We start from the raw sequence: 25367 nt of genomic DNA on the forward strand, positions 1-25367 counted from the left end.
GGTGAAAATGGGCTCAGTCCTCGAACTCCTTTCCGCAGTTCCAGCAGGTCTTGGCCTTCTCGTCCACGGTAGCCCCGCACTCTGTGCACACGAACTCATCCTTCTTCTTGACCGGGGCCGCTGGCTCATCCTTGGACTCGTCGAACTTCTCCCCGCACTGGGGACACTTGGACGCGCTGCTAGGTACCTCGGCCCCGCACTCGGAGCAGATAAACTTCTCCTCCGTGCCCTCCTTTCCGGGTGCTGGGAGGCTGGTTCCCCTCTTCTTCTGCGCCTCTGCCAACCGGGCCTTGGACTTGTCGGTCCACCAGCTCAGGATCAGCAACAGGAAGTATAACAGCCCCACCTCCAAGAACAGGGCAAGGATTAGCCTAGGTAGCAATTGCGCATAAAGTTCTGCATCGGAGAGGTGAAAGGGGCCATAGTTGGCCGTCTTAGTGGTGATCCAGCCATCTCCGCTATTGGCCGTGAAATAGTAGTAGTACGCGGTCCTGTTCTGCAAGGTTCCGCTGAACGTGAACAGAGTGCCTCCTGTAGATTCGCTCCCTGTCATTGTGTTGTTGGACACGAGTGTTCCCGTCAATGCATCGAATATCACTACTCTGACATCGGAATAGCTAGCATTGGTCACAAGCACGGTGAAGGTGTGGACCGTGTTAGCGTCCCCGTTGAAGGGATCCACCGTACCGTTGATCAGGGTGCCGTCGTTAGAGCTGAGGGGGTTGTTGGCGGAGGCCTTCTGTCCCTCCACCAGCGAGAACGCGTAGGGGAAGGCCAATAGCAGGATCAGTATTATGCCCCAGACCGCCAGTTTCTTCCGGGACCTCATCCCGAAATAGTATGGTATGTAGTATCCGGCCAGAGCGACCAGCAAGAGGCCGAAGCAGAGAAGGTAAGAGGAATACACGAGCAATAGCGAACAGACAATGAAGGTCAGGGCCAGGCCGATGTAGATGGCGTATTTGTTCTCCCTGAACCTCAAGAACCTGCTCTTGAGATCGTCCTGCGTCGACATTGGTTCCTGGCATCATACTGAGGGGTATAAACCTTATGTACGATAGGAGGGGACCACATCGGAGACTCGCGAGATGATGAACGAAGGGGGGCAGCGAGGTCGGGAAGGGAGCTCCTGCGGCCTGCAGCCCTCCAGGAGGTCCGTCTCGCCAATGGGGAGAAGTTCACCCTGTGCGTGGACATGGACCGCCTGAGGACGGAGATTCTCCGCCTGGCCCCCGAGGACAAGGACCTCATTGATACATTGGTAAGGCACATGGAGGCTTTTTAGCCGGATCGACGTGCCGTTGGACGTAGGGATAAGGAGGATGCTTCCCGCGCTGGGTCTCACCCGCCTGTTCAAGAAATACTCTATGACGGGGCAGGTTCTGGCGATGCGCTTAAGCAACCCCCGGATGCGGTAGCCCTTCGACCTGGCATTCTCCTGGGACGAGCGGTCGGTGCCCTTCACTATGTGGTCTGCTGCTACTATCGGCGACGGCTATTCCGCCTATCGATGGGCGGTAGTAGGCCACTGGCAGAGGACCTGGAGCAAAGGCATCCCTTCCTGGGAGACAACATAGTTTATCCCCCTCGACCTGACATTAGTGGCTGGTAAGCATGACGACAGCAGTGGTAGCCATTGGCGGGAACGCCATACTGAAGAAAGGCCAGCCGGCCACCAGGGAGAACCAGCAGAGGAACCTGGAGGAGACATGCCGCCACATTGCATCCATAGTGGAGGCGGGGTACAACATCACGCTCACCCATGGGAACGGCCCCCAGGTGGGAGATATCCTGATCCAGAACGAGGTCGCCCGTAACGAGGTCCCTCCCATGCCCTTGGACGTGTGCGTAGCGGAATCTCAGGGGCTCGTCGGCTTCATGCTGCAGCAGGCCCTGACCGAGGCGCTGCGCAAGGCATGCTGCGACCGCATCGTTCCCTGCGTCCTCACCCGCGTGGTGGTGGACGAGGAGGATGGGGCCTTCAGGGAACCAAGCAAGCCGATCGGCCCGTACTATGGCCAGGTGGAGGCAGAGAGGCTCACCAACGAAAGGGGCTGGCATCTCCATGAGGACCCCTCGCGGGGAGGGTGGAGGAGAGTGGTACCCTCTCCCCGACCCATCACCATCGTGGAAGCACCGGCGATCGGGCGGCTGGTGCGCAGCGGCAACGATCTGGTCATCGCCGTAGGGGGAGGGGGCATACCCGTGGTGTGGAAGGAAGGACGCATGGAAGGGGTGGAGGCGGTGGTGGACAAGGACCTCGCCGCCGCCTGCCTGGCCAAGAGCCTAAAGGACGACCTGTTGGTGATGCTGACCGACGTCGAGGGCGCGTACGTGGGATATGGCACCGCTAGGGAGAGGATGCTGGGAACGGTGACGGCAGAGGAGGCTGAGAGGCATTTAAATGAGGGAGAGTTCCCGCCGGGTTCGATGGGTCCCAAGGTGGAGGCGGCGATAGATTTCGTTAGGTCGGGCGGGGAGCGGGCGATAATCACCACACCGGAACTTTTACATACGGCATTGTCAAGTAAGGCGGGAACCCAAATCGTCAACCGGTGAACGTGTGGCCCTTACCATAGATGAACAGATCAAGGCGATCGAGGATGAGATTCTCAAGACGCAGAAGAACAAGAAGACCGAGGGCCACATAGGTCTTCTGAAGGCCAAGATCGCCCGCCTCAAGATGGAGCAGGAAAAGCGGCGCGCGGCCTCGGGCGGTGGCGCTCAGGGATACTCCGTGAAGAAATCGGGGAACGCCACCGTCGCCCTGGTGGGCTTCCCCAGTGTGGGGAAGTCGACCTTGCTGAACAAGCTCACCGGCGCCAAGAGCGAGGTGGCCGCATACGCTTTCACCACTCTCGACGTCATCCCTGGAATAATGTATCACAAGTTCGCCAAGATACAGGTACTGGACATGCCCGGCCTGATCCGCGACGCTTCTCGCGGAAAGGGTCGTGGAAGAGAGGTCCTGGCAGTGGTGCGCACATCGGACCTGATCCTGTTCGTGATCGACGTGTACGACATGAACATCGACGTTCTGGTGAACGAGCTCTACAACACCGGCATCCGGTTGAACACCCATCCTCCCAACGTGGTCATCACCAAGACCGAGAAGGGAGGCATCGAGGTCAAGCCCACCGTGGCCCTGACCAAGATCACGCAGGAGATGGCCTCGGACATGGTGGGCGCCTACGGCTACGTGAACGCCGAGGTCATCATCCGCGAGGACATCGACGAGGAGCAGCTCATTGACGTCCTGACTGGCAACAGAGTCTACCTGCGATCGGTCACGGTGGTGAACAAGATCGACCTTGTGGACGAGGTGCACTTGCAGAGGATCAAGGAGAAAATGCGCGCATGGGACCCCATCTACGTTGCCGCCAACAAGGACCTGGGCGTGGAGGACCTCAAGGAGGCCATCTACAAGAAGCTGGACTTCATACATGTGTTCTTGAAGCCTCAGGGGCAGGATGCCGACATGAAAGAGCCCATGGTCATCATGGGAGGCTCCACCGTGGGGGATCTGTGCGACCGCATCCACCGGTCGTTCCGCCGAAACTTCCGCTATGCCACGGTTTGGGGGAAATCCGCCAAGTTCCCCGGTCAAACAGTGGGCACGGAGCACGTCCTGATGAACGGCGATATCATAACCATCGTGGTGAAGCGGGGCGGCGAGTGAAACAGGGTCCGCTGCCACATTGACGGGGAAGCGGGCTAGTCCGATCGGCGAAGCACCGAGATAATGTCCTTCAAAGGTCAGTGCATAGGCGGATCAGCTTGTCTATCTGCACGGCCATGGCGTCCCTGATGGCCAATGCGTCAGTGCCCCTCTCCCGGCTCGTCCGCTCCAGGTATGAGGGGAACCAGCTGGAGACATGGTTGGAGGGCTGGGGGAGGAATACGAACATCAGCCCTTCGGGCGGATAATGCGTTCTTACCCAGTTCTGGGCCACATCTCCCAGGGCTACTATCCCCTGGACGCCCTCTTCCAGTAGAGCGTCGACCTCTTCTCGCACGAGATCTCGACCGCGGTCCCGGCCCTCTTCCTGGGGCGACGGGTTGAGGTATACCAGATGTCCGTAGCGGAACAGCTTATGCAGCTGCTCCATCTTTTCTTCTTCTTGGGCATCCCACATCTCCTCAAAGAAGCGCTGGACCCTGACCAGGAGCCTGCCGGGCTCCCCCGCCGCGAAGATCATCCTCCTGGCTGATTCCTCGTCAAAGGTCCTGCTGACATGATAGATGGGTATGAGGCCGGGAGATGGGGACTCGGCCACGATAATGACCTTGACCGTGGGTGGACGGGGCACCACTACCCGGCTCTCTGTCGGCCCGCATGCTTCGTTCCGACCTTTTCTTGCACCTTCCTCACCCATGCTCATCGATATGGCGCATGGGATAGCGTCGATTAATCCTTTCCCTTTTTAGGCCAGGTGAGCGGCAGGAAATGATTTTATAACCTCATCACATGTTGGCGGCGATGATTCAGAGGCCCCGGGGGACCCGCGATTTCGGTCCTGAGGAGATGGAAAAAAGGCGCTCTCTGGAGAGCAGGATGCGGCAGGAAGCGGCCTTGTTCGGATTCCGTGAGGTCGCGACACCGATCTTCGAGCATACCGAGCTTTTCACCATCAAGTCTGGCCCTAACGTCGTGGAGGAGATATACGCCTTCACGGACAAGGGAGGTCGGGACATTTCGTTGCGCCCGGAGCTGACAGCACCGGTCATGCGCTTCTACGTCAATGAACTTACCAATTACCCGCGACCCCTCAAGATGTTCTACTTCGGCCAGTGCTTCCGCTACGAGCGTCCGCAGTCAGGCCGGTTCAGAGAGTTCTACCAGTTCGGTGCCGAGCTCATAGGAAACCCCGGACCGGAGAGCGATGCCGAGGTCATCGCTCTGGCCGCCTCGATAATGAGGCGGGTGGGGCTCAAGGACTACCACATCCGGATTGGCCACATAGGCGTCCTCCGGGGGCTTCTGGCCAGCTCAGGGGTGGAAGGGGCCTCGGCAGCGCCCATCCTCCAGAAACTGGACAAGAAGGAGTATGAGGAGGCATCGGCACGTATGGCCGAGGCCGATATATCCGCCGAGGAGGCGGAGAGGATAATCGAGATCACCAAGACCTCGGGTCCCAGGGATGTATTGGACAAGATCCAGGGGGAGGCCAGGGACCATCTCCTGGAGGTCTTCAAGATATTATCCTACTACGGGTTCAACAATGTGCAGGTGGACCTGGGGGTCGTCCGCGGCCTAGATTACTACACAGGGATGGTGTTCGAGATGGATGCCCCTGTCCTGGGCGCGGAGAAGCAGATATGCGGCGGAGGATCGTATTCCCTGACAGAGCTTTTCGGTGGGGAGAGGACCTTCTCCACGGGTTTCGGGATTGGCTTCGACCGCACGCTCCTGGCGCTGGAGAGGGAGGGCTACCAGGCCCCGTTCCATGTCATTGACGCTTTCGTGATACCGGTAACCCCCTCAATGAAGGAGGAGGCTTTCCAGATAGCGGCCCAGCTGCGGAGGGAAGGTGTACCGACGGAGATCGACCTAATGGGCCGAAGCCTCTCCAAGAACTTCAAGCACGCCGCCTCCCTGAACGCCCGCAAGGTCATAATTGTGGGGGAGAAGGAGCTGGCCCAGGGAGCCGTGGCCATAAGGGACATGTCATCTGGGGATCAGAGGTTGGTCAGGAAGGAAGACCTGAGGTCAGAGTTCCAGTAGATTGAAAAGTGCCCGGGACCGGCGCATGTGGGGATTCGGAGGAAAAACGACTGTTCAGGAGGAGAGTTGAGCAACCGACCCCGGGCACTAAAAATATCTAATATAGCTCTTCTATATAAGTTTTGTTCCTGAGCTGAATTCATCTATCGATATAATCGCTGTATGCCGTTATGCAGATACGACGTCTAGGGTCCGATCTTAGTCTTCTGTCTCTACATCGAAGTAAATTCGCATTAGTGCTCGGTATTCCACGATCCTGTCATCCTTCACCTTGCACTCGGTCTCCACCATCCTTGCCCATCGTATCCCGCGCACGGTCTTTGCGGCCACTTCGATCGCGTTCTGGGCGGCCTCATCAAAGCTCGAGGAGGATATGCCCACGACCTCGATGATTTTCTGAACCATATCCATCACTGAAGAGGTATAGTGACTTATAACACAATTAAGGATTGGGTCGTCCGTGGGGCTGCAGGGACCTCATAACGTCCTGCTCCCGGTTAAGCAGCTCGTCCGCCCGGGCCACCATGGGATGCTCCCTCCGTACGTTCCGGAAGGTGACCTGTCTGAACCTGGCCATACGCTCCCTCAGCTCATTGAGGAACGGCTGCAGGTTGGAGGCCTTGCACCGATATTTTCCGTTGACCTGGCGCACCATGACCTCAGAATCGCTGATGACCTCCACCTCGGTAGCCCCCAGGTCCTCGGCCTCCTTTAGCGCTGCTATCGCCCCGCTGTATTCCGCCTCGTTGTTGGTCATCCTTCCCAGGTAGCGGCCGTATTCCCTGATGACCCTGCCCGCTTCATCAGTGATCACTACCGCGAAGGCAGCGGGTCCGGGATTGCCCCGCGAGCCGCCATCAGTGTAGATGAATAGCTTCATCCTGGACCTCATGCTTTCCCAGGCCGGGGAGCCCTTAAGGTCTCCGTCCACCGGTTCTCATCGTCAACGAGGACGATGCGAGGCTCTATGGGCGCGTCCGCCAGCTCGAAGGCCATGATGATCAAGCGGTCGCCCACACGGACCAGTCTGGCAGCGGCCCCGTTCACGCATATTATGCCCGAGCCCGCCTCTCCGGAGACCACATAGGTCTCGAACCGTGCCCCGTTGTTGACGTCGGAGATGAGAACCTTCTCACCTGGCCATATGTCCGCCTCCTCCAGAAGAGAGCTGTCTATGATAATGCTCCCGATGTAGTCAGGGTCGGCCTGAGTGACCACGGCACGGTGGATCTTACCCCGAAGGAGAACGCGCATGATTGCATTGATGGTCCTTTAGTTGAAGAAACTTTTCCTTGAAGCATAACCAGGCTCGGAGGTTTACCGTGAGAGCATATTAGAGATGTATCTTCCACCATGAAGAAGTTATTTTAGCGATATGTCTATCTGCTCCTGCTCATCGGCCTCACAGGGCCGTTAGCTAGACAAGGGGATAAACATGAGCAAAAAAGCGATAGCAGCAATGTTGGTAGTGGCCGTGCTGGTAGTGGCCAGCGCAGCGGTCGCTATGATATATTTGAACAAGGACAACGCCAGCGATGGCACCACGGGGACCATATCCGTCCTGGACGACCGAGGAAAGGCCGTGAACCTGACGGGAGCACCAGAGAGGATCGTATCCCTGGGTTCCGCATTCACGGAGATTATCTTCGATCTTGATGCCAAGGATAAGGTCGTGGCCGCGGACAAGTCGTCCATGTGGCTAGTGGAGAACACCACAGGCACGGAGAACATCACCAACCTGCAGGGCGTAAGCACTCTGAGCGTGGAGTCGATACTGGCCCTTGACCCTGATCTGGTGGTCATATGGAACTTCGGCATGTATTCCACCTTCATCACCAATATGGAAAGCTCCGGGATCCCCGTGGCCGCTTTCTACCCCAAGAACGTGACCACCATCCTGGAGACCATAGACAAGCTTGGGGAGCTGATAGGTGAGAAGACGAAAGCCCAGGCGATGGTCTCCGATATGAATGCCCGCATCGATGCGGTCCTGGAGAAGACGGCCAATATCTCGGAGAGCGAAAGGCCGAAGGTCTACCTGGAGCTGGCCTCATACGGGGGAACGACGGTGGGGAACGGCACCATGTCCAACGATCTCATCGAGATGGCCGGGGGAGTGAACATCTTCAATAACGGGACCAAGAACTGGGTGGCCTCCACGGAGAGCATCGTGGAGAAGAATCCTGACATCATTGTAATCGAGGATGCCAGCACCAAGAGCAATGACGACCTCAAGGCTAACTTGGGATCGACAGTGGCCGCGGTGTCGGGCGATAAGATCTACCGGATCGACGGTACCACCCTGACCACCAGCCCCAGCGTCGTCGAGGCCCTGGAGAACATGGCCAAGTGGTTCCATCCAACGCTCTTCCAGTAGGGCCTCAAACCTTTTCCGTTTTTACTTTATCTCGATCAGAGGATGGTCTTTAATGCCTAAGGAACATCGGGGTGCGGATGGCTGCTGAGGACATAGCCGAGCTCCAGAGGGCCAAGTACAAGAGATGGTCCCTTATCATCGTATTCATGGTGCTGGCGCTTTTCGCCGCCATCATAATCTGTCTCAGCATCGGTGTGGTGAGCATACCCTTCGACCAGGTCATCTCCATCCTGATGGGCGGGGGAAGCGATAGGGACAGGCACATCATATTCAACCTGCGACTTCCCCGGGTGCTTCTGGGAGTCATCGTGGGCGCATCCCTGGCAGTTGCCGGTGCCACCATGCAGGGTCTGTTCCGGAACCCCATGGCCTCGCCTTCGGTCATCGGCATCTCCGCCGGCGCGGCTTTCGGCGCATCCCTGGCGCTGGTACTAGGAGTGTCCTGGGTCAGTGGGGCTTTCGCCATACCGGCCATGGCCTTCCTCTTCGCATTCATCACGCTGTTCCTCGTGTACGCCGTGTCCCGGGACCGCCGCGGGTATGTGCCCGTGGAGACGTTATTGTTGGCAGGGATCGCCATCGGGGCCCTGTTCAATGCCCTGGTCTCGGCCTTGCAATACTTCGCGGGAGACAAGCTGTCAGGCGTGGTGTTCTGGCTCATGGGCGGTTTGAACAACGCCACCTGGGACCAGATCCTTATTTCCATTCCCGCTGTGATACTGGGCTGCGCGGTCATCATGATGCTCTCCCGGGACCTCAACGCCATCATGGTGGGGGAGGAGCAGGCCGGAAACCTGGGGATAAACGTGAACCAGATACGCATGGTCCTGCTCCTGGCGGCATCCCTGGTCACCGCCATCGCTGTTTCCGTGGCCGGCACCATAGGCTTCGTTGGCCTCATAATCCCTCACGTGTTACGAATACTGGTGGGACCGGACCACCGCGTTCTGCTGCCCGCATCCATCATCGGGGGGGCATTGTTCATGGTCGCCACAGATACTCTGGCCAGGACCATCATCGCGCCGGCGGAGCTGCCGGTAGGGATAATCACCTCGTTACTGGGGGCGCCATTCTTCATCTACCTGCTGATGTCCCGCAAGAAGTCCATGGGGTGGTAGGATGAAGCTCTCAGTACATGGCCTGAGCTTCCGTTATGGGAGCAGCGACGCCATCTCCAACATTGAGCTGGAGGCCAGCGAGGGGGACGTCATCGGGATACTAGGACCCAATGGATCGGGCAAGACGACCCTGCTCAAGTGCCTGAACCGTTCTCTGACGCCCCGGGCGGGGACGGTCATGATCGATGATGTCGACAGCCAGACTCTGACAAGGAAGGAGCTCGCCACTAGGATGGGGACCGTACCCCAGAGCGTGAACATCACCTTCCCGTTCACCGCCTTGGACATCGTGATGATGGGCCGCCTTCCGGAGCTGAAAAGGTTCGAGTCGGAAAGCAGGAGGGACATGGACATCGTGAAGGAGGCCATGGCCATGACCAATACCGTCCAGTTCGCCGACCGGCCCATGGACCAGCTCAGCGGCGGTGAAAGGCAGAGAGTGATCATAGCCAGAGCCTTGGCCCAGAAGCCCAAGGTGCTCCTTCTCGATGAGCCGACCCTGCACCTGGACGTCAATCATCAGCTGGAGATACTGGACCTCATAACGGCCCTTGCCAGGAAGGAGAGGCTCATCGTCATCATCGTCACCCATGACCTGGCGTTGGCCGCGCGCTATTGCACCAAGGTCCTTCTCATGCAGAACGGATGCATCCAGGCGGCGGGAGAGGTCACGGATGTGATGACGACGGAGAACCTGCGGAAGGTCTTCCTCATCGAAGCCTCAGTGTACTTTGACGAGCGAATAGGTGCCTACAGTGTCTCTATATTGCGCTCCACTCGCTCGGATGAGCCCGAAGATCGGTAGTGACGTCCTTCAGGCAGTTATTTAGGCCTTCCTCATTGATATAGGGTCGTTCTCGGATGAGCGGCACCACCAGCTTCCTCTATCACCCCGACTTCCTGCTCTACCAGTTCGGCCCAGGACATCCGTTCCAGCCGGTGCGGGCAATTCACACCTTGGAGACCTTGATGGATGCAGGGATCATCGACGGCGTTGACGCCCATATCGTCGAGCCCGAGGGAGTGGACATGCAGGACCTCAACCGCGTCCATCCCCCGGCATTCGTGGCCCAGGTGGAGAACGCCTGTGCTGAGTACGATCTACTGGACCACGGGGACACGCCCGGAAGCCCCGAGCTCTTCCAAGGGGCACTCATGGCAGTGGGCGCGTCCGTTCGAGGGGCCAGGGGCATCATGGAGGGGGAGTTCGAACACGCCTTCAATCCCGCGGGGGGCCTCCATCATGCCAAACCCACGAGCGCTTCCGGTTTCTGTGTCTTCAACGACCTGGCCGTCACCGTGCAGTACCTTCGCGAGAGGCACGGCGTGGAGCGGGTGGCGGTGATCGACATCGATGGCCATCACGGGGATGGGACCCAGGGCATCTTCTACGGGGAGAAGGTGCTGACCATATCTCTGCACCGCCACGGACATGGATTCTACCCCGGCAGCGGCACAGTAGATGAAAGGGGGGAGGGACAAGGCCAGGGGTTCAACATAAACATCCCCCTGCCCGCAGGCACTGATGACGCTCACTATCTGGATGCCTACAGGACGGTGGTGGTGCCTGCCCTGCGGGCGTATGCCCCGGAGTTCATAATCCATCAGTTCGGGGCCGACGGTCATCGTCAGGACCCGTTGGTGGGCCTGGGGCTGACCACCCGAACCTACGTGAAGGTGGCGGCCATCACACACTCCCTGGCGCACGAGCTGTGCGATGGACGGTACTTAGTAACGGGAGGTGGCGGCTATGATCTCGATGCCACCCGCAGGACATGGTCCCTGATGTTCGCACAAGTATGCGGTGGCAGCGGGACGATGGGAAAGTTGGCCGTTCTTCATGATAGGGAGGTATCGAGAATGAATGACGAGGACGCGGCACTCACCGAGGCTATCACCAAGGAGCAGGAAATGGTGGCCGTGGACATGTTGGAGCGCTCGATGATGAGATAGTAGAAGAAGAGAGCGAATGGCGCCCTGGTCGGGATTTGAACCCGAGTCGAAGCCTCGACAGGGCTTCATGATAGGCCGCTACACTACCAGGGCGTGCTTTTGACCCAAATATGTTAGTCCTATATATGGCTTTTCAAACTCGAGGCCGCGAGGAGCACGGTCCGTCAACACACTGGCCATGTATTCTTAGAAACGGTTTTGCTTAACGACCCGCGCTTGTCGCGTGTGGCGTCTAGGGCCGCTCGCTCTTCTTGAAAAAGATGCGATAAGACGACACTACATTTATGTGACCGACCCTGGTTATCGCTCACGTCGATGACTATGGACGGAAAGTTGAGGGTCAGCGATTACATGGTCAGGGAGGTCGTTTATATCGATCCTGACTACACTGTCGAGCAGGCGAGGCAGAAGCTCATAGCCACGGAGTTCCACGGACTTCCGGTGGCGGAGGACGGGCACATCATTGGTTTCGTAACTGCCAAGGAACTGCTGAGGGCCATCGATCGTCCCCAGGTCAAGGTCCGGGACATAATCAAGGTTGGGACCATCACCGTCTCCCCGGACATGGACATTGATGATGCGTCCAGGGTCCTGTTCCGTTACGGTCTCCGCAACGTGCCCGTGGTGGACGAGAACGGCATCGCCGTGGGCGTCCTCTCCAACATCGACATAATCAGGTCCCACATCGAGAAGGCGACCCCCAACAAGATCAACATGCTCAAGACCTTTCTGGAAAAGAAGCATGGGGTCAACATCACCATCCGCAGAAGGATAATCTCCATAGAGTCCATCAGGCCCACTCAGCACGAGGTGTTCGCCGACGAGCTGAGGGGGAGGCAGTATGAGATAAAGAGGGGTCTGGTGGAGCCCCTCATCGTGGTTCAGAAGAAGGGTTACTACGTTTTGGTGGACGGCCACCACCGCGTCCTGGCGGCCAGGGATATGGGGGTCCGTCAGTTCCAGGCGTTCGTGCTGGAGCCGGACCGGGACATCGACCTGGGCCTGGAGAGGTCGGCCAAAGAGATGGGGATAACTTCGCTGGACGACGTGAAGATCATCCAGGGCTCACACCATCCCCTGGTCCAGGTCTACACCAGGCTGCTGAAGGATGAGGTGCCGATGAGCACCACCCGTCAGTAGTGCCCGTGCCCTTACTTCTGCCTGCGGATGGACTCCAGGACCATGCGCTGTTCGGCCGCTGCCACGTAGTTTATGGTGGTCAACACGGTGTCCGCGTTCAGTGAGATGGAGTCGATGCCCGCCCGTACCAGGAACTCGCAGAACTCCGGGTACACGGACGGTGCCTGACCGCATATGCCCACGGGCACGCCCTTGTTGTGAGCATGCTTGATGAGGTGGGCGATGGCGCGCTTGATGGCGGGGCTCCTCTCGTCGAAGTAGCCCATGCGGCCCAGAATGTCCGAGTCCCGGTCCGCGCCCATGGTCAGCTGCGTCAGGTCGTTGGAACCGATGGAGAAGCCGTCGCAGTGCTCCGCGAACTCCTCGGCCATGAACACGATGACGGGGACCTCGGCCATGAGGTACAGCTTGAAGTCGTTGCCGCGGTACAGGCCGACGTCGTTCATCATCCTCTCGATCTTGACGACCTCATCGACGGTGCGCACGAACGGCAGCATAATCCACACATTGGTCAGCCCCATCTCTTCCCGCGCCTTCTTGATCGCCTTCAGCTCAGCGAGGAAGGCGTCATGGTACGACTCGGAGACGTAGCGGGAGCAGCCGCGCCATCCGATCATGGGGTTCTGTTCCTTCGGTTCGTACCTGGCGCCGCCCTTCATGTCGCGGTACTCGTTGGTCTTGAAGTCGCTGGTGCGCAGGATGATGGGTCTTGGGAAGAACGCCTTAGCGACGGTGGCGATGCCCTGGCTGAGCTTATCGATGAGCTCCCTCTCCCTTCCCTGCTCGATGAGGGCGCAGGGATGCTCTTGGATGTACGAGGTGAACAGGAACTCGATGCGCATGAGACCGACACCCTGGACGGGCAGCTTGGCATACTCCTCGGCCTTCTGCGGCACGCCGACGTTGACCATGATCTTGGTGCCGGTGATCGGGGCCGAAGCGGCCATCGTAGCGACGGGGGCCGAAGCGGGCTTGTCCTCCTTGTCCAGCCCCTCGTAGACCACGCCGGTCTGACCGTGGACGGTAACTTCCATGCCGTTCTTGAGGACCTCGGTAGCATTCTTGGCGCCCACGATGCACGGGATGCCAAGCTCCCTGGCGACGATGGCCGCATGACAGGTCATGCCGCCCTCGTCGGTGATGATGGCCGAAGTTCGGGTCATCGCCGGGACCATGTCCGGGGTGGTCATCTGGGTGACCATGATATCTCCCTGCTTCACCACGTCCAGGCTCATGTCCTCCTGGTAGATACGGACCGGACCACTGGCCTTCCCTGGGCTGGCCCCCAGTCCCTTGACCAGGATCGTCCTCGAGGCCTCGATCTTGTCCTCGGCCTTCACGTTCTTGTCCTTGGACAGGGTGGTGACCGGGCGTGCCTGGACGATGTACATGCTCCCTCCCTCCATGGCCCACTCGATGTCCATGGGGCGGTCGTAGTGCATCTCTATCTGGTTCCCCACCTCCGCGAGGTCCAAGATCTGCTCGTCGGTCATCTTTTGCTTAGTTGCCAGGTCCTGAGGTATGTCCTGCCTCATGCACTCGCCGCTCTCCCCCCGGACCAGTTTCCAGGTCTGGTTGGAAATGCGGCGGTTGAGTATCTTGCGGTGGAATTTGTCCACCACATAGGTGTCGGGGGTGACCTTGCCTCCCACTAGAGCTTCCCCCAACCCATAGCCTGCCTCGATGATGATGTGCGGAAGCTCGGAGTTGGGATCGATGGTGAACATTATCCCGGAGATGTCGGAGTTGACCATGCGCTGGACAACCACGGCCAGCTTGACCTTGTCGTGCTCGAAGTTCTTGGACACACGGTATGCCAGTGCTCGTGGGGTGAACAAGGATGCCCAGCATCTCTTGACGCTCTTCAGAAGAGACTCCGGTCCAGACACGTTGAGATAGGTGTCCTGCTGCCCGGCGAAGGATGCCGTCGGAAGGTCCTCGGCCGTGGCGCTGGAACGGACCGCCACCAGAGGGTACTTACCCTTCCCCAGCTTCTTGTACTCCTCGACAACCGAGGCCTCCAGGTCCTTGGGCACATCCCCTTCCTCGAAGGCCTTGCGGATCTTTCCTGACGCCTCCTGCAGGGCAGCGTCAGAAGATACGTCCAATCCTGATAGGGCCTCGGAGATGATGTCCTTGAGATTGTTTTGCTTCAAGTAATAATCGTAAGACTCGGTGGTGAGCACGAATCCCGGCGGAACTTCGAAGCCCGCGGATGTGAGCTCTCCTAGGTTGGCCGCCTTACCACCTGCGATCGGAATATCGTTCACTCCAAGGTTCTTGATGCTCATTAACCGTTTCATTTTTAGATCCCCGGTCGGTCTCCTGACATAGCATGGAGCATTGGTCACATAATGTCGTTGGTAATAAATTTAATTGAACGGAGGACGGGGCCAGTGTAATATTGCCTCAGTTCTCACTTCTGGCCTCATGTTCAGAGGTAGATCTCGGGCGTTAGCTCGAACCGCTCCTGTACACCATGCTGGCGCAGGCTGGAGATGAGGTTGGAGGTGAGGAGGACGATGTCCACTACCTGGAAGATGGTATCGGGATAGTGCTTCTCGGCGATGAGCTTGAACCGCCGTAGCATCTCCGCGGAGACAAGCTCGTTCGCGAAATTCACACATATGGATATGTGCGCGGCCCCCTCCCTCCTCAGCGCTTCCACGACCATCAGCACAGGTCCCACATCTATACGGTCATCATCCGTCTTCAGCAACAGACCTCTATCGGACCCCACCATCAAGCAAACGTAGTCCGAGCCGGGAACCTCGATCCTTCGCACTTCGCCCCCCCTCGTGGTCAAGGTCCGCATAATATCGTTCCACTCCTCAGGCCAGTCCTTCTTGGCCGGCCGCTCCCGCCTCACCACATCCAGGACCTTCACGAACGTTGCCGGAGGGATCCCGTTCTCCTTTAAGAAGGATAGTTTCCTTAGGCCTGCGATCCCCTCATTGTCCGGTGGTCGATCTTCCCCTTCTGTCGCTGATGGCCGCTGTCGTGACAGCCACTCCTTGGTCGAGGCATTGAGGACCTTCCACTCATCATCGCAAAAGCCCAACAGCTCCTCACCCAGAGGGATGCCATCCACTATGGCCGACCGCAACACCTGGTTCTTTATTGCCCTCATCGTGTTCCAGGATCCCAGGACCAGCCTCTTGCCGTAGGTGGTCTGATAGTGCGTGGCCAGGAGATTTACTATCTCCACCTGCGCGAGCATGGTGCGGTCACCGTTCCCGGCCAGGGTCTTGGCCCACTTAACGCACTCCGCCCCTGAGGCCGCCGAATCGTTCGCAAGTTTCCTCATGTGCGCCTCATGCATCTCCTGAGGTCGCCCCGGGGACGGCTCCATGGTGGCCATGCTTCGCAGCTGCGCCATACGAAGGCGGCATACCAGGTAGTGGCAGGCCATCTGGATCTGAGGGTCTGGTGGCCCCGTGCCCTCCTGCACCCGCATGAGGCCCTCGACCTGATCGGTTATGGACTGGATCTGTTCCACCCTCAGTTCCTGAAGGTAGTGACTCTGGACGATAGGGAAATAATGCTCTTCCAGGAGGGGTCGCATGAACTCCACCATGACACGCCCGACCGCTTCTTTGGAGGCCGGATCGGTGGGTCCCCGGAACACAAGGTTCAACCTCGTGGAGAAGCTAAAGAAGCTCACGGTGGCGGCGTTGACATTGAAACCCTTTGCCCGGTTGAGATCGGCCATGGTGCCTTGGTACCTTTCCATCATCTGGGCGAACTCCCGGGGATCATAGGGTCTCATTCCCTGCCTCTCAACCAGCTTAGCTAGGGATTGGGTCAGGGCGGTGAAGGCCTCGTTAGGCTCCTCCTGGGCCTTCTCCCGGTACTTCAGCCACAGGTAGTTGTGCTCCATATGAAGGCTGGAGCTTCGGTCCTGCCCATCGACGAAATACGAGAGCGTGCGCAGGAACTGGTCATCAATGCTCTTCATCAGGGCTCTCGTCGTGGGACTGCCCGGCTCCTGATTCAGCGCATCGTTGGCCTCTTTGTATAGCAGTCCAAAGGTCCTCTCCTGTTCCGAGCCTGCTGACCCTCCGCTGCCTAGATAATTCCGGGAGAGGCGGCTTGATCCTACGGTCTCCTCTTTATCCCTACCTGCAGCGATGGCCGATCCGCCCGTCGGTCTCCCTTTGCCCCTTCTGCCCCCGTGAAGGCTCATTCCCCCACGTCTCCGGAGGAGGCGGTCGAACAACAAGATGACCACCACCATGATGACAAGGAGCACCAGCAAGTTGACGATGAACTCCTCCGGTCCGAACAGCGAGGCCATTATCCATACACCTGAACTAAGGTCCTCATATAGTAATACAGAGAACCTCTATAAAACGAAAGGTGATGTTATCTCACCTCGATACTGACCCAAAATCCTTGTTTGATCGGCCCTCGATAACGTCCGAATACCCCGTGTTTTTTTCGAAAATCCAACAAAAGAGGGCCTAGATTGGGCTGTTTTTAAGATAAGGTTATATATTTTCAAGAATACACGGAGCCCAGCGAGGGACTAAGTTGAGGACATTGGAGATCAGATGGCACGGCAGGGGTGGCCAAGGGGTCGTCACCGCCAACGAGATCCTGGCCGGCGCCGCTCTGGAAGAGGGCAAGTACATGAAAGCGTTCCCGGAGTTCGGTCCGGAGAGGATGGGTGCACCCATAAGGGCTTTCGCCCGTGTGTCCGATGAGCCGGTCAAGGTTCATAGTCAGGTCTACTTCCCTGACTATGTGGTCGTTCTGGACCCTACCCTCATCGGCAACGTGAACATGTTGGAAGGCATGAGGCCGGATGGCGCTCTCATCGCCAACTATCCTGATGGCAAGGACAACCTGCGCCGGGCCCTGGCCACGGACCTCGACGTTCATGCCGTGAACGCCACCAAGATCGCCATGGAGACCGTGGGTAAGCCGCTTGCCAACACTGCGATGCTGGGAGCGCTCGTGAAGATCTCTAACGTGGTCGACCTGGAGAGCGTCAAGAAGGAGCTCCGCACCAAGCTGGGCGCGAAGCTGCCGGCCAAGGTCGTGGACAAGAACGTCCTCAGCGTCGAACGGGCGTACGAGGAGGTGGACTGATGCCTGCGAAGATTTCCGTGATCATGAAGCCCGGCACTGCCAAGGAATATGAGACCGGCTCGTGGAGGTCCATGCGCCCTGTGATCGACAAGGACAAGTGCATCAACTGTATGCTATGCTGGATGTACTGTCCGGACAACTCCGTCCTGGTCGAGAAAGGGGAGATGAAGGGGTTCAGGTACTCGCACTGCAAGGGCTGCGGCATATGCGCCAACCAGTGTCCCAAGAAAGCTATTACCATGGTCGAGGAGGGAAAGGAATGAAAAGATTGGCAGTCAACGGTGACCAGGCGGTCGCCCTATCATGGAAGCAAATAAACCCGGATGTCTGCGCATCCTATCCCATCACTCCACAGACCATAATTGTGGAGGCGTTCTCCGAATATGTCGCCGACGGAGCGGTCGACACCGAGTACGTGTGCTCGGAATCGGAGCACAGCTCCATGAGCATCTGCATAGGTGCCAGCGCCGCGGGCGGGAGAACGGTCACAGCTACCGCATCAGCAGGCCTGGCATTCATGTGGGAGATGCTGTACATCGCTGCCTCCATGCGCCTTCCGGTGGTCATGACGGTGGCCAACCGGGCACTGTCCGGACCTATCAACATCCACTGCGATCACTCCGACGCCATGGGCGCAAGGGACAGCGGATGGGTGCAACTGTTCGCCGAGAACGTCCAGGAGGCCTATGACAACTCCATAATGTCCTTCCGGATCGCCGAGCACATGGATGTCCGCCTGCCGGTCATGAACTGCCTGGATGGGTTCATCGTCACCCACGCCATCGAGTCCCTGACTCCCATGTCCGATGAGCAGGTCAAGAATTTTGTCGGTGAGTTCAAGGCGGTCCATCCTCTCCTCAACACCAAGGATCCGCATGCCTTCGGTCCCTTCGACATGCCTGAGTACTACTACGAGCACAAGTACCAGCAGGCCATGGCAATGAACAATGTCCTCCCGGTGATCAAAGAGGTCTCTGAGGAGTTCGAAAAGATCACGGGCCGTCATTATGACTTCATCGAGACCTACCGGACCGAGGACGCCGATTACGTGGCCATTGCCATGGGCTCCACCGCCGGCACCATGAAGGCAGTGGTGGACGACCTGAGGAAGGAAGGCCACAAGGTCGGTTGCATCAAGCTACGGGTCTTTCGTCCGTTCCCTTACCAGGACGTGGCCAAGGCCACCGAGGGCAAGAAGGCCGTGGCGGTCATGGACCGGGCCATCAGCTTCGGTGCCAGCGGCCCCCTGTTCGCCGATGTGCGCGCTGCGGAGTTCGAGAACCGCATCCACCCCCGCACCGTGAACTATGTCTACGGCCTCGGCGGGCGCGATGTCGGTGTCGAGGACCTTAAGATCGTGTTCAAGCAACTGGAGTCTGGAAGTGCCAAGACCATCAACTACCTGGGGGTGAAGCAATGATATCGATAAAGGAGATGGCGGACATTCCGGTCAAGCTCACCGAAGGTCACCGCCTGTGCGCAGGCTGCGCCGAACCTATCATCGCTAAGCAGGTCCTTCTGGGGACCGATAAGCCAGTGGTCGTTTCCAATGCCACGGGATGTTTCGAAGTCTCCACCTCTGGCTATCCCTACAACGCATGGAACGTGCCATGGATCCACAGCGCTTTCGAGAACGCGGCGGCCACAATATCCGGCGTCGAGTCAGCGTACCGTGTCCTGAAGCGTAAAGGCAAGATAAAGGACGATATCCGCTTTGTGACCTTTGCCGGCGATGGGGCCACCTATGACATCGGGTTCCAGGCCCTTTCAGGAGCCATAGAGCGGGGCCACCAGTTCCTGTTCGTGTGCTTCAACAATGAGGCCTACATGAACACTGGTATCCAGAGAAGCAGTGCTACCAGCCTGGGTGCGGCCACCACCACCTGTCCTTCCGGTTCCTGTATCCCTGGAAAGAGGGAACTACCCAAGGACATCACCAAGATCATCGCCGCCCACGACATACCATTTGCGGCCCAGGCCTCCCCTCATAACTGGAAGGACCTGATAGAGAAGTCCGCCAAGGGCTTCGAGGCCAACGGTCCGGCCTTCCTGAACGTGATCTCGCCCTGCCCCCGCGGATGGAGGCATGAATCCGCAATGACCATTGAGATCGCCAAGCTAGCGGTGGAGACCTGCATGTGGCCCCTCTATGAGTTCGAGAACGGGAAGTGGAAGCTCACCGGGGAGACCAAGCGCATCGCCGAGGGGACCAAGGAGAAGCGTCCCATACAGGATTGGATCAAGTCCCAGGGACGGTTCAAGCATCTCCTCGATCCCCAGTGGAAAACTGTGGCCGACACGGTCCAGGAGAACGTCGACAAGAAGTGGGAAGAGCTGATGAAGCTGTCCAAACAGTGAGAGCTCCCCTCTCACCCTTTCCTTTATTTTAAATAATATAAATAATAAGATGATTTAAAAATGGGTTAGGAAGAAGGTTATTTCGCCTGCCCCTGCCGGCAGGAAGGTATGGCCTTTTCCTGCAGTTTCTCCAGCACCTCGACTATGTGTGGCAGCTGATCTGCCTTGAAACCCAGCATCATCTCCTCGGGGGCGATGTCCGTGGACCTGCGGCAGCCGTAGCATCCCATGGACAGATTGGGAACGCCCGTGGTGTAAGGAAGGACGGTGGAGTCCACGCAGCTCGCCTGGAACGATGCCGTTTGGATGGTGATCCGGCCGCCCTTATCGTACGTTGATGCCGCCGGCATCAGCCAGTATAGCTGCTCGGGGGTCCCCACGACCACGATGACGTCCGGCTCGTACTTGACCTTGCTGAGGGGGCACACAAGGGTGGCCTCCAAGCTCCCAGGTTCCAGGGATGGCCTAACTTCGATGGTGTGCTTGGCCGCTTCTTCGTTGGCGAACATGCCCAGGGCGAAGTGGAACTGCCCTGAAGCAACCTTTTCAGGCGTAGGCATGAGGCCCAGGGCGGAAGCGCCCACCGGGCAGGCGTGCTTGTTCTGAGGCATGAGCAAGCACTCCCCCTTCCGGGCCTTCATGATCGATTGGCAATGCCGCAGGTTCTTCTCCGGTTCGGGGACCCCTTCCGGCAGGGGCTCTCCCTTCTTAATCAGCTTGATCGCCACCGGTTCGTTCTTCAGGCCCAATATCTCCACCATCTTCTTAGAGCATGCTTCATAGTCGACCATGATTAACACTGTGAAATCCCCATCTCAACTAAATAAACCTTCATGTGTTCCGAGGCACTCTGCGATCCTTCGACTGAGGTTCCGACCTCTTGAAGTGGCCCGTACAGGCAAGCTCGTCGATGCCATTTATTCACAGATCCCCGCATCGCCGGACGGCTTATAATCAGGTGAAAGATTTGAATAGCGAGCTGGGGTTGCTTTTAGCATGACCTCAAATTCCACGAAGGAGGCCACCCAAGGCCTCCAGGAGCAGATGGGCCAGATAGCGCTCTCGGGCGGAGCGTTCAGGTTCGGTTGTGCGGACATACGATCCCTTCATGATCTGCAGGTCGGCGACCCTTCGACACTTGACTACCCTAGCGCGGTCTCCTTCGCCGTGGAGATCCCCCCCGCCGCCGCCATGGCCTCCTTGACGTCTCCCAGCGAGGAGATGAGGGAGGCGTACAAGCAATGCAACAAGAAGCTGAAGCAGATCGGCGCACAGATAGTGGAATCGCTGACGGCGGCAGGATTCCAGGCACGTTTCGTGGACCCGGCCGAAAGGATCGTCCCAGAGAAATTATTGGGCCCCATATCGCACAAGGCCGTGGCATATCTTTCCGGGATCGGCTGGATCGGGAAGAACGGTCTCCTCATAACAGAAGAGCACGGTCCCCGCTTCAGGATGGGCACGGTCCTGACCAACATTTCCATCGTGGAGAACCCTGCACCGCTGGAATGCCAATGCGGGGAGTGCACCCTGTGCATCGACGAATGCCCCACCAAGTCTCTGAGGGGACCTCCGGAGTACCAGTATCACCCTATGGACAGGGAGGAGGTCATCGACTGGGCAAAATGCGGCAGGTATGAGAAGGCACTGATAGGTGACGGTTCCCGCCCGGAGAAGGCGTGTGGCCGATGCATCTCGGTGTGCCCCAAGTCCAAACTGAGCTAGGAGCAATAAAAGAGGGGATCGGGAATCCCCTTCTACAGTTCTTCCTCTTGGTCAAGGAGTTCGTTCCACAGCTCCAGCGTCTCCTTGGCCTCTTCCTCATCCATTTTCTCGATGGCAAAACCAGCATGGACAACGACCCATTCCCCCACGAGCGCTTCCACCAGGGAGACGTTGACCTTTCTGACCACTCCGCCAAAGTCCACATCGGCCTGGTTGCCATCAATGGACGTTACCTTACCGGGTACAGCTAAGCACATGTGAACCTCACGATGACATTATGTTCAGGATCGCCTCGGCCGGTTGGCCGCCGCTCTCCTTAAGGGCCTTTGTTGCCTGCTCCCTGGAGCATCCGGTCTGCCCCATGACCAGCTCAATATCCTCTTCCGGTAGGGATGCCTCCGCGGGTTTGCTGGCGGGCGCGGCAGATCTCGGCGATACAGTGGCCTCCCCTATCACCTGAAAGGTCTTCTGCCCCTGCACTTCCATGACGGTGACGGCAGCTTCCCGGATGACATACTCCTTATCTTGAGTGCGGATTATGACCTCCTCCACTCCCTGGAGATCCTCAGTGGTGATGCCCATCCGCTTCATAGCCTGCTTCATCTGGCGGGGATTAACACCCCTCATCCCTGGCATCATGGTAACGGCTATCTGATTAATCCAAGGTAGTTAAATGTTTTCGGCTTGTGGCATCGGTCAGCGGATGTTTCTTTCTTCCGTGCACCTACACATTTTCGGATCGACGGCGCAGATGTCACTCGCCATTGGACCGATCGACAGTGATTGATAAAAATTGATGATAAGGAACGAGCTGATGCCAGACATGGCAACCCAGGCTGCCACGCTGGCTTGTTCCTTTTTTTGCCTGCAGCTCGACCTTTTTCCTTACAGGTCGTAGTATCTCATGTATTCCGCAGGATGGGGTACACGTTCGATCTCTTCCGCCTCCTTGCGCTTCTTCTTGATCCAGTGAAGCAGCAGCTCCTGAGGGAACACCCCGCCCTTGGTGAGATAGTCGTGATCCTTTTCCAGGGCGTCGAGGGCTTCAGTTAGCGTTCTCGGAAGGCCCTGAATCTTTTCCTTATCCTCCTTGCTCAGGTTGTAGAGGTTGAAATCGAACGGTCCCCAGTAATGGTCGGCCGGATCTATCTTGTTCAATATCCCGTCGAGACCGGCCATGAGAATGGCGGAGTAGGCGAAATACGGATTGCAGGTGGCATCGGGGTTCCTCAACTCGAAGCGCTTGGTCTCGGGTGATTTTGCGTATGCCGGGATCCTGATGACCGCGCTCCGGTTGGCAGTTGCGTACCCGATAGTCACCGGGGCTTCGAAGCCAGGTATCAACCGCTTGTAGGAATTGGTCGAAGGGTTCGTAAGGGCGCAGAGGGAGGCGATATGCTTCAGCAACCCTCCAATGAAGTAATGTGCGGTCTTGCTCAGGCCAGAGTAGCCGTCCGCGTCATAGAAGATGGGCTTGCCCTCCTTCATCAGCAGCATGTGGACATGCATGCCGTTGCCCGCCTCGTTGTAAATGGGCTTGGGCATGAAAGTCGCCGTCTTTCCCTCTGAAGCAGCGCAGTTCTTCACGACATACTTTATGATCATGGTGTTGTCGGCCATTGTGCTCATCTTGCCAAGCTCCACCTCAATTTCCAGCTGGCCCGATCCACCGACCTCGTGATGATGATACTTAACGGGTACGCCCCAATCCTCCAGGAGGATGCACATCTTGCTGCGTAGGTTGAAGGTGATGTCCTTGGGAACATCAATGTGGTAACCTCCCTTCTGGCTCACCTGATAACCATTGTTTTCCGATGTTGCTTTCCCGCTGTTCCATTCTGCCTGCATGGTGTCTGCGCGGCAGCTTATGCAGTGGGACTTTACCTCGTAGGAGACGTTGTCAAAAATGTTGAACTCGAACTCGGGTCCAATGATCATCACATCGGCGATACCCTGTTCTTTCATGTACCTCTCGGCTGCCTTGGCGATGTTGCGTGGGTACTGGTCGAAGGGCTTGTTCTCCTTCCCTATGACCATAACATCTCCGATCATGCTTACGGTGGGGTTCTCGGCGAACGGATCCACGGCCATCGAGGAGATGTCGGGGATGAATACCATGTCGCTCTTCTCCACCGGAGCATAGCCATAGTTTGAACCATCGAAACCGATCCCGAACTGAAAGATCGATTCCTTGAACTTGGAAGCAGGGATCGTAAGATGACGCCATCTGCCGTCCAGATCAATCATCTTGAAGTCGATCATCTTAATATTGTTGGCCTTTATGAATTCCTGCGCTTCTTCGAAGGTCTCGTACATGATAACCGCTTTCGGGCCTCATCATCTCACGTAATAAAAAACTTGTCTTTTTCTAAAAAAACTGACCTTCTATCGATTGTGCATAGCGAAAAAGGAAGGTTCGACCGTTCTCGGCGAGGCCTTTTTTGCTTTTTTTTAGACGGCCTTAGGTTACGATGAACCCGTTAGCACCTTGAACGGAGGGAAGGTGTTTGTGGGAAACCTCAGAGGACGTGGAGGTACCTCTGGAGTTCCCAGTCTGTGACATGGGTCCTATAGTTGTCCCATTCGTCCCCCTTGATCTTGAGGTAGTGGTTGAAGGCATGCTCGCCGAGAGTTCTCCGGACCAGATCGCTCTGGGACATCACTTCCAGAGCAGCCCCAAGGCTCTCGGGCAGCGAGTCGATACCATTGTTGGCCCTCTCGCTCTTGTCCATGCTGTAGATGTCCTTCTCCACGGGCTCGGGCGGCATGATATCGTTCTCTATACCGTCCAGGCCGGCCGCGATCATCACAGCGAACTGTAGGTAGGGATTGCCAGCCGGGTCAGGGTTACGCATCTCCATCCTAGTCTTGGGGCCCCTACCTGCAGGGACCCTGATGAGCGCAGACCGGTTCATGTTGGCCCAGGATATGTAGCACGGAGCCTCATAGCCAGGCACCAGGCGTTTGAAGGAGTTGACGTTGGAGTTGAGTATGGCGCAGATTTCTTTTGCGTGGTGGAGGAGACCACCAAGGTACTTGAGGGCGTTATCGCTTAGGCCGAACGCGCCATCGGGGTCGTCGAAGGCGTTCTTGCCGTTGGTCAGTGCCAGGCTCTGGTGGACGTGCATACCCGAGCCGTTCTGGCCATACAGGGGCTTGGGCATGAAGCTCGCGAACTGACCATGCTGGAGAGCTATGGTCTTGACCGCCAGCTTGAACGTCATCAGGCGGTCGGCGACCGTGAGAGCGTCGTTGTACCTCATATCCACTTCGTGCTGGCCGGGGGCGACCTCGTGATGGGAGGCCTCGGTGTCAAAGCCCATCTCATCAAGGTTAAGCATGGTCTCCTTCCTGACGATCTCCCCCTTGTCTAAGGCCATGAGATCGAAGTAACCGGCGGAATCTGAAGGTGCTGCCATGGGGTTGCCCTGAGCGTCCACGTTGAACAGGAAGAACTCGAACTCAGGGCCAAGGTTGCATATGTAACCCTTCTCTTTGGCCTTATCGACCATCTTTTCCAGCACCCAGCGGGGATCGCCCTTGAACCTGTTGCCAGAGTGATCGAAGATCTGGCAGAACAGGCGGGCGGTCTTCAGACGCCCGTTGCAGGTCCAGGGATATATCTGGAAGGATGAGAGGATGGGGGTGGCCCTCATGTCTGATTCCTCTATGGTGGCGTAGCCTAGGATTGAGGAACCATCTATGAAGACCCCTTCATCGAGGGCCTTCTCAAGGTTTGAGGAAGGAATGGCAACGGTCTTGATAGTGCCAAGTATGTCAGAGAATTGCATCTCTATGAACTTGATCTCTCTGTCTTTGACGATTCTGATAATATCCTCTTTTGAATAATCATGGTTGGCTGCCATAATTGGAGGAT

26 protein-coding genes and 1 tRNA gene are annotated in these 25367 nt (G+C 57.6%); 13 read left to right on the forward strand and 14 right to left on the reverse strand.

Annotation, left to right across the window (positions count from 1 at the left end; all coding sequences use genetic code 11):
* Positions 1-13 precede the first annotated feature (13 nt).
* Positions 14-1015 (reverse strand): hypothetical protein, encoded by a 1002-nt coding sequence (locus GXX95_04705; GenBank protein ID NLT37439.1) that lies wholly within the window; start codon positions 1013-1015, stop codon positions 14-16.
* Positions 1016-1048: 33 nt separating this feature from the next.
* The gene (locus GXX95_04710; GenBank protein NLT37440.1) at positions 1049-1465 is read right to left on the reverse strand and encodes a hypothetical protein; all 417 of its coding nucleotides are present in this window, start codon (positions 1463-1465) and stop codon (positions 1049-1051) included.
* A 149-nt stretch (positions 1466-1614) separates the two neighbouring features.
* Between GXX95_04710 and arcC the strand changes: the two genes are divergently transcribed.
* On the forward strand, positions 1615-2559 hold the full coding sequence (gene arcC / locus GXX95_04715) for a carbamate kinase (protein NLT37441.1): 945 nt from the start codon (positions 1615-1617) through the stop codon (positions 2557-2559).
* A gap of 4 nt (positions 2560-2563) precedes the next feature.
* Positions 2564-3679 carry a GTP-binding protein gene (locus GXX95_04720; GenBank protein NLT37442.1) on the forward strand — a complete coding sequence of 372 codons (1116 nt, stop codon included), beginning with the start codon at positions 2564-2566 and terminating at the stop codon, positions 3677-3679.
* Positions 3680-3749: 70 nt separating this feature from the next.
* Here GXX95_04720 and GXX95_04725 read toward each other — a convergent pair whose 3' ends face one another.
* A complete protein-coding gene (locus GXX95_04725; GenBank protein NLT37443.1) occupies positions 3750-4382 on the reverse strand; it encodes a hypothetical protein in 633 nt (210 codons plus the stop codon).
* 98 nt (positions 4383-4480) lie between these two features.
* On the opposite strand from GXX95_04725, the gene GXX95_04730 reads away from it, so the two are divergent.
* On the forward strand, positions 4481-5725 hold the full coding sequence (locus GXX95_04730; protein ID NLT37444.1) for a histidine--tRNA ligase: 1245 nt from the start codon (positions 4481-4483) through the stop codon (positions 5723-5725).
* 198 nt (positions 5726-5923) lie between these two features.
* On the opposite strand, the gene GXX95_04735 is transcribed toward GXX95_04730, so the two are convergent.
* The 3 genes from GXX95_04735 to GXX95_04745 are packed head-to-tail and all read right to left on the reverse strand — an operon-like array spanning position 5924 to position 6979.
* A complete protein-coding gene (locus GXX95_04735; GenBank protein ID NLT37445.1) occupies positions 5924-6130 on the reverse strand; it encodes a dodecin domain-containing protein in 207 nt (68 codons plus the stop codon).
* A 37-nt stretch (positions 6131-6167) separates the two neighbouring features.
* Complete coding sequence (locus tag GXX95_04740) at positions 6168-6605, reverse strand: ribonuclease HI family protein (protein NLT37446.1); 438 nt, start codon at positions 6603-6605, stop codon at positions 6168-6170.
* A gap of 8 nt (positions 6606-6613) precedes the next feature.
* On the reverse strand, positions 6614-6979 hold the full coding sequence (locus GXX95_04745; protein NLT37447.1) for an aspartate 1-decarboxylase: 366 nt from the start codon (positions 6977-6979) through the stop codon (positions 6614-6616).
* A 181-nt stretch (positions 6980-7160) separates the two neighbouring features.
* Here GXX95_04745 and GXX95_04750 point away from each other — a divergent pair, with 181 nt between their 5' ends.
* From GXX95_04750 to GXX95_04765, 4 genes are all read left to right on the forward strand, one after another.
* Positions 7161-8102, forward strand: coding sequence for an ABC transporter substrate-binding protein (locus GXX95_04750; protein NLT37448.1), 942 nt, complete (start codon positions 7161-7163; stop codon positions 8100-8102).
* A 77-nt stretch (positions 8103-8179) separates the two neighbouring features.
* Entirely contained in the window at positions 8180-9220 is a 1041-nt protein-coding gene (locus tag GXX95_04755; GenBank protein NLT37449.1) for an iron chelate uptake ABC transporter family permease subunit, read from the forward strand.
* Between the two features lies 1 nt (position 9221).
* Positions 9222-10025: an ABC transporter ATP-binding protein gene (locus GXX95_04760; protein ID NLT37450.1), complete on the forward strand. Its 804-nt coding sequence runs from the start codon at positions 9222-9224 to the stop codon at positions 10023-10025.
* A gap of 56 nt (positions 10026-10081) precedes the next feature.
* Positions 10082-11173: an acetoin utilization protein AcuC gene (locus tag GXX95_04765; protein ID NLT37451.1), complete on the forward strand. Its 1092-nt coding sequence runs from the start codon at positions 10082-10084 to the stop codon at positions 11171-11173.
* Between the two features lie 17 nt (positions 11174-11190).
* Here GXX95_04765 and GXX95_04770 read toward each other — a convergent pair.
* Positions 11191-11266: transfer RNA gene (locus GXX95_04770), tRNA-Asp, on the reverse strand.
* A 228-nt stretch (positions 11267-11494) separates the two neighbouring features.
* Between GXX95_04770 and GXX95_04775 the strand changes: the two genes are divergently transcribed.
* A complete protein-coding gene (locus tag GXX95_04775) occupies positions 11495-12313 on the forward strand; it encodes a CBS domain-containing protein (GenBank protein NLT37452.1) in 819 nt (272 codons plus the stop codon).
* 11 nt (positions 12314-12324) lie between these two features.
* Here GXX95_04775 and ppsA read toward each other — a convergent pair whose 3' ends face one another.
* A complete protein-coding gene (ppsA, locus tag GXX95_04780; GenBank protein NLT37453.1) occupies positions 12325-14604 on the reverse strand; it encodes a phosphoenolpyruvate synthase in 2280 nt (759 codons plus the stop codon).
* Between the two features lie 143 nt (positions 14605-14747).
* A complete protein-coding gene (locus GXX95_04785; GenBank protein ID NLT37454.1) occupies positions 14748-16610 on the reverse strand; it encodes a hypothetical protein in 1863 nt (620 codons plus the stop codon).
* Between the two features lie 245 nt (positions 16611-16855).
* On the opposite strand from GXX95_04785, the gene GXX95_04790 reads away from it, so the two are divergent.
* The 4 genes from GXX95_04790 to GXX95_04805 are packed head-to-tail and all read left to right on the forward strand — an operon-like array spanning position 16856 to position 19765.
* Complete coding sequence (locus GXX95_04790; GenBank protein NLT37455.1) at positions 16856-17407, forward strand: pyruvate synthase; 552 nt, start codon at positions 16856-16858, stop codon at positions 17405-17407.
* Positions 17407-17670, forward strand: coding sequence for a 4Fe-4S binding protein (locus tag GXX95_04795; protein NLT37456.1), 264 nt, complete (start codon positions 17407-17409; stop codon positions 17668-17670). The genes GXX95_04790 and GXX95_04795 overlap by 1 nt, the downstream gene beginning before the upstream one ends.
* Entirely contained in the window at positions 17667-18827 is a 1161-nt protein-coding gene (gene porA / locus GXX95_04800) for a pyruvate ferredoxin oxidoreductase (GenBank protein ID NLT37457.1), read from the forward strand. Before GXX95_04795 ends, porA begins: the two co-directional genes overlap by 4 nt.
* The gene (locus tag GXX95_04805) at positions 18824-19765 is read left to right on the forward strand and encodes a pyruvate ferredoxin oxidoreductase (GenBank protein ID NLT37458.1); all 942 of its coding nucleotides are present in this window, start codon (positions 18824-18826) and stop codon (positions 19763-19765) included. Before porA ends, GXX95_04805 begins: the two co-directional genes overlap by 4 nt.
* A 77-nt stretch (positions 19766-19842) precedes the next feature.
* Here the strand turns inward: GXX95_04805 and GXX95_04810 are convergent, their stop codons facing one another.
* Positions 19843-20556 carry a DUF169 domain-containing protein gene (locus tag GXX95_04810; protein NLT37459.1) on the reverse strand — a complete coding sequence of 238 codons (714 nt, stop codon included), beginning with the start codon at positions 20554-20556 and terminating at the stop codon, positions 19843-19845.
* 205 nt (positions 20557-20761) lie between these two features.
* Between GXX95_04810 and GXX95_04815 the strand changes: the two genes are divergently transcribed.
* Positions 20762-21490, forward strand: coding sequence for an epoxyqueuosine reductase (locus tag GXX95_04815; protein ID NLT37460.1), 729 nt, complete (start codon positions 20762-20764; stop codon positions 21488-21490).
* A 32-nt stretch (positions 21491-21522) separates the two neighbouring features.
* On the opposite strand, the gene GXX95_04820 is transcribed toward GXX95_04815, so the two are convergent.
* The 4 genes from GXX95_04820 to GXX95_04835 form a co-directional block, all read right to left on the reverse strand.
* A complete protein-coding gene (locus GXX95_04820; GenBank protein ID NLT37461.1) occupies positions 21523-21747 on the reverse strand; it encodes a HypC/HybG/HupF family hydrogenase formation chaperone in 225 nt (74 codons plus the stop codon).
* Positions 21748-21754: 7 nt separating this feature from the next.
* Positions 21755-22129: a nascent polypeptide-associated complex protein gene (locus tag GXX95_04825; GenBank protein NLT37462.1), complete on the reverse strand. Its 375-nt coding sequence runs from the start codon at positions 22127-22129 to the stop codon at positions 21755-21757.
* Positions 22130-22375: 246 nt separating this feature from the next.
* Entirely contained in the window at positions 22376-23806 is a 1431-nt protein-coding gene (glnA, locus tag GXX95_04830; protein NLT37463.1) for a type I glutamate--ammonia ligase, read from the reverse strand.
* A 203-nt stretch (positions 23807-24009) separates the two neighbouring features.
* Positions 24010-25356 (reverse strand): glutamine synthetase, encoded by a 1347-nt coding sequence (locus GXX95_04835; protein ID NLT37464.1) that lies wholly within the window; start codon positions 25354-25356, stop codon positions 24010-24012.
* Positions 25357-25367: the final 11 nt, after the last annotated feature.

Source organism: Methanomassiliicoccus sp. (genome assembly GCA_012719175.1).
Lineage (GTDB): Archaea > Thermoplasmatota > Thermoplasmata > Methanomassiliicoccales > Methanomassiliicoccaceae > UBA6.

What these genes read in the sequence shown, in the direction of transcription:
- GXX95_04705 (NLT37439.1), bottom strand. Translation starts at nt 1,015, where the DNA reads ATGTCGACGCAGGACGATCTCAAGAGCAGGTTCTTGAGGTTCAGGGAG.
- arcC (NLT37441.1), top strand. Translation starts at nt 1,615, where the DNA reads ATGACGACAGCAGTGGTAGCCATTGGCGGGAACGCCATACTGAAGAAA.
- GXX95_04725 (NLT37443.1), bottom strand. Translation starts at nt 4,382, where the DNA reads ATGAGCATGGGTGAGGAAGGTGCAAGAAAAGGTCGGAACGAAGCATGC.
- GXX95_04730 (NLT37444.1), top strand. Translation starts at nt 4,481, where the DNA reads ATGATTCAGAGGCCCCGGGGGACCCGCGATTTCGGTCCTGAGGAGATG.
- GXX95_04735 (NLT37445.1), bottom strand. Translation starts at nt 6,130, where the DNA reads ATGGTTCAGAAAATCATCGAGGTCGTGGGCATATCCTCCTCGAGCTTT.
- GXX95_04740 (NLT37446.1), bottom strand. Translation starts at nt 6,605, where the DNA reads ATGAAGCTATTCATCTACACTGATGGCGGCTCGCGGGGCAATCCCGGA.
- GXX95_04745 (NLT37447.1), bottom strand. Translation starts at nt 6,979, where the DNA reads ATGCGCGTTCTCCTTCGGGGTAAGATCCACCGTGCCGTGGTCACTCAG.
- GXX95_04750 (NLT37448.1), top strand. Translation starts at nt 7,161, where the DNA reads ATGAGCAAAAAAGCGATAGCAGCAATGTTGGTAGTGGCCGTGCTGGTA.
- GXX95_04755 (NLT37449.1), top strand. Translation starts at nt 8,180, where the DNA reads ATGGCTGCTGAGGACATAGCCGAGCTCCAGAGGGCCAAGTACAAGAGA.
- GXX95_04760 (NLT37450.1), top strand. Translation starts at nt 9,222, where the DNA reads ATGAAGCTCTCAGTACATGGCCTGAGCTTCCGTTATGGGAGCAGCGAC.
- GXX95_04765 (NLT37451.1), top strand. Translation starts at nt 10,082, where the DNA reads ATGAGCGGCACCACCAGCTTCCTCTATCACCCCGACTTCCTGCTCTAC.
- GXX95_04775 (NLT37452.1), top strand. Translation starts at nt 11,495, where the DNA reads ATGGACGGAAAGTTGAGGGTCAGCGATTACATGGTCAGGGAGGTCGTT.
- ppsA (NLT37453.1), bottom strand. Translation starts at nt 14,604, where the DNA reads ATGAGCATCAAGAACCTTGGAGTGAACGATATTCCGATCGCAGGTGGT.
- GXX95_04785 (NLT37454.1), bottom strand. Translation starts at nt 16,610, where the DNA reads ATGGCCTCGCTGTTCGGACCGGAGGAGTTCATCGTCAACTTGCTGGTG.
- GXX95_04795 (NLT37456.1), top strand. Translation starts at nt 17,407, where the DNA reads ATGCCTGCGAAGATTTCCGTGATCATGAAGCCCGGCACTGCCAAGGAA.
- porA (NLT37457.1), top strand. Translation starts at nt 17,667, where the DNA reads ATGAAAAGATTGGCAGTCAACGGTGACCAGGCGGTCGCCCTATCATGG.
- GXX95_04805 (NLT37458.1), top strand. Translation starts at nt 18,824, where the DNA reads ATGATATCGATAAAGGAGATGGCGGACATTCCGGTCAAGCTCACCGAA.
- GXX95_04810 (NLT37459.1), bottom strand. Translation starts at nt 20,556, where the DNA reads ATGGTCGACTATGAAGCATGCTCTAAGAAGATGGTGGAGATATTGGGC.
- GXX95_04815 (NLT37460.1), top strand. Translation starts at nt 20,762, where the DNA reads ATGACCTCAAATTCCACGAAGGAGGCCACCCAAGGCCTCCAGGAGCAG.
- GXX95_04820 (NLT37461.1), bottom strand. Translation starts at nt 21,747, where the DNA reads ATGTGCTTAGCTGTACCCGGTAAGGTAACGTCCATTGATGGCAACCAG.
- GXX95_04825 (NLT37462.1), bottom strand. Translation starts at nt 22,129, where the DNA reads ATGATGCCAGGGATGAGGGGTGTTAATCCCCGCCAGATGAAGCAGGCT.
- glnA (NLT37463.1), bottom strand. Translation starts at nt 23,806, where the DNA reads ATGTACGAGACCTTCGAAGAAGCGCAGGAATTCATAAAGGCCAACAAT.
- GXX95_04835 (NLT37464.1), bottom strand. Translation starts at nt 25,356, where the DNA reads ATGGCAGCCAACCATGATTATTCAAAAGAGGATATTATCAGAATCGTC.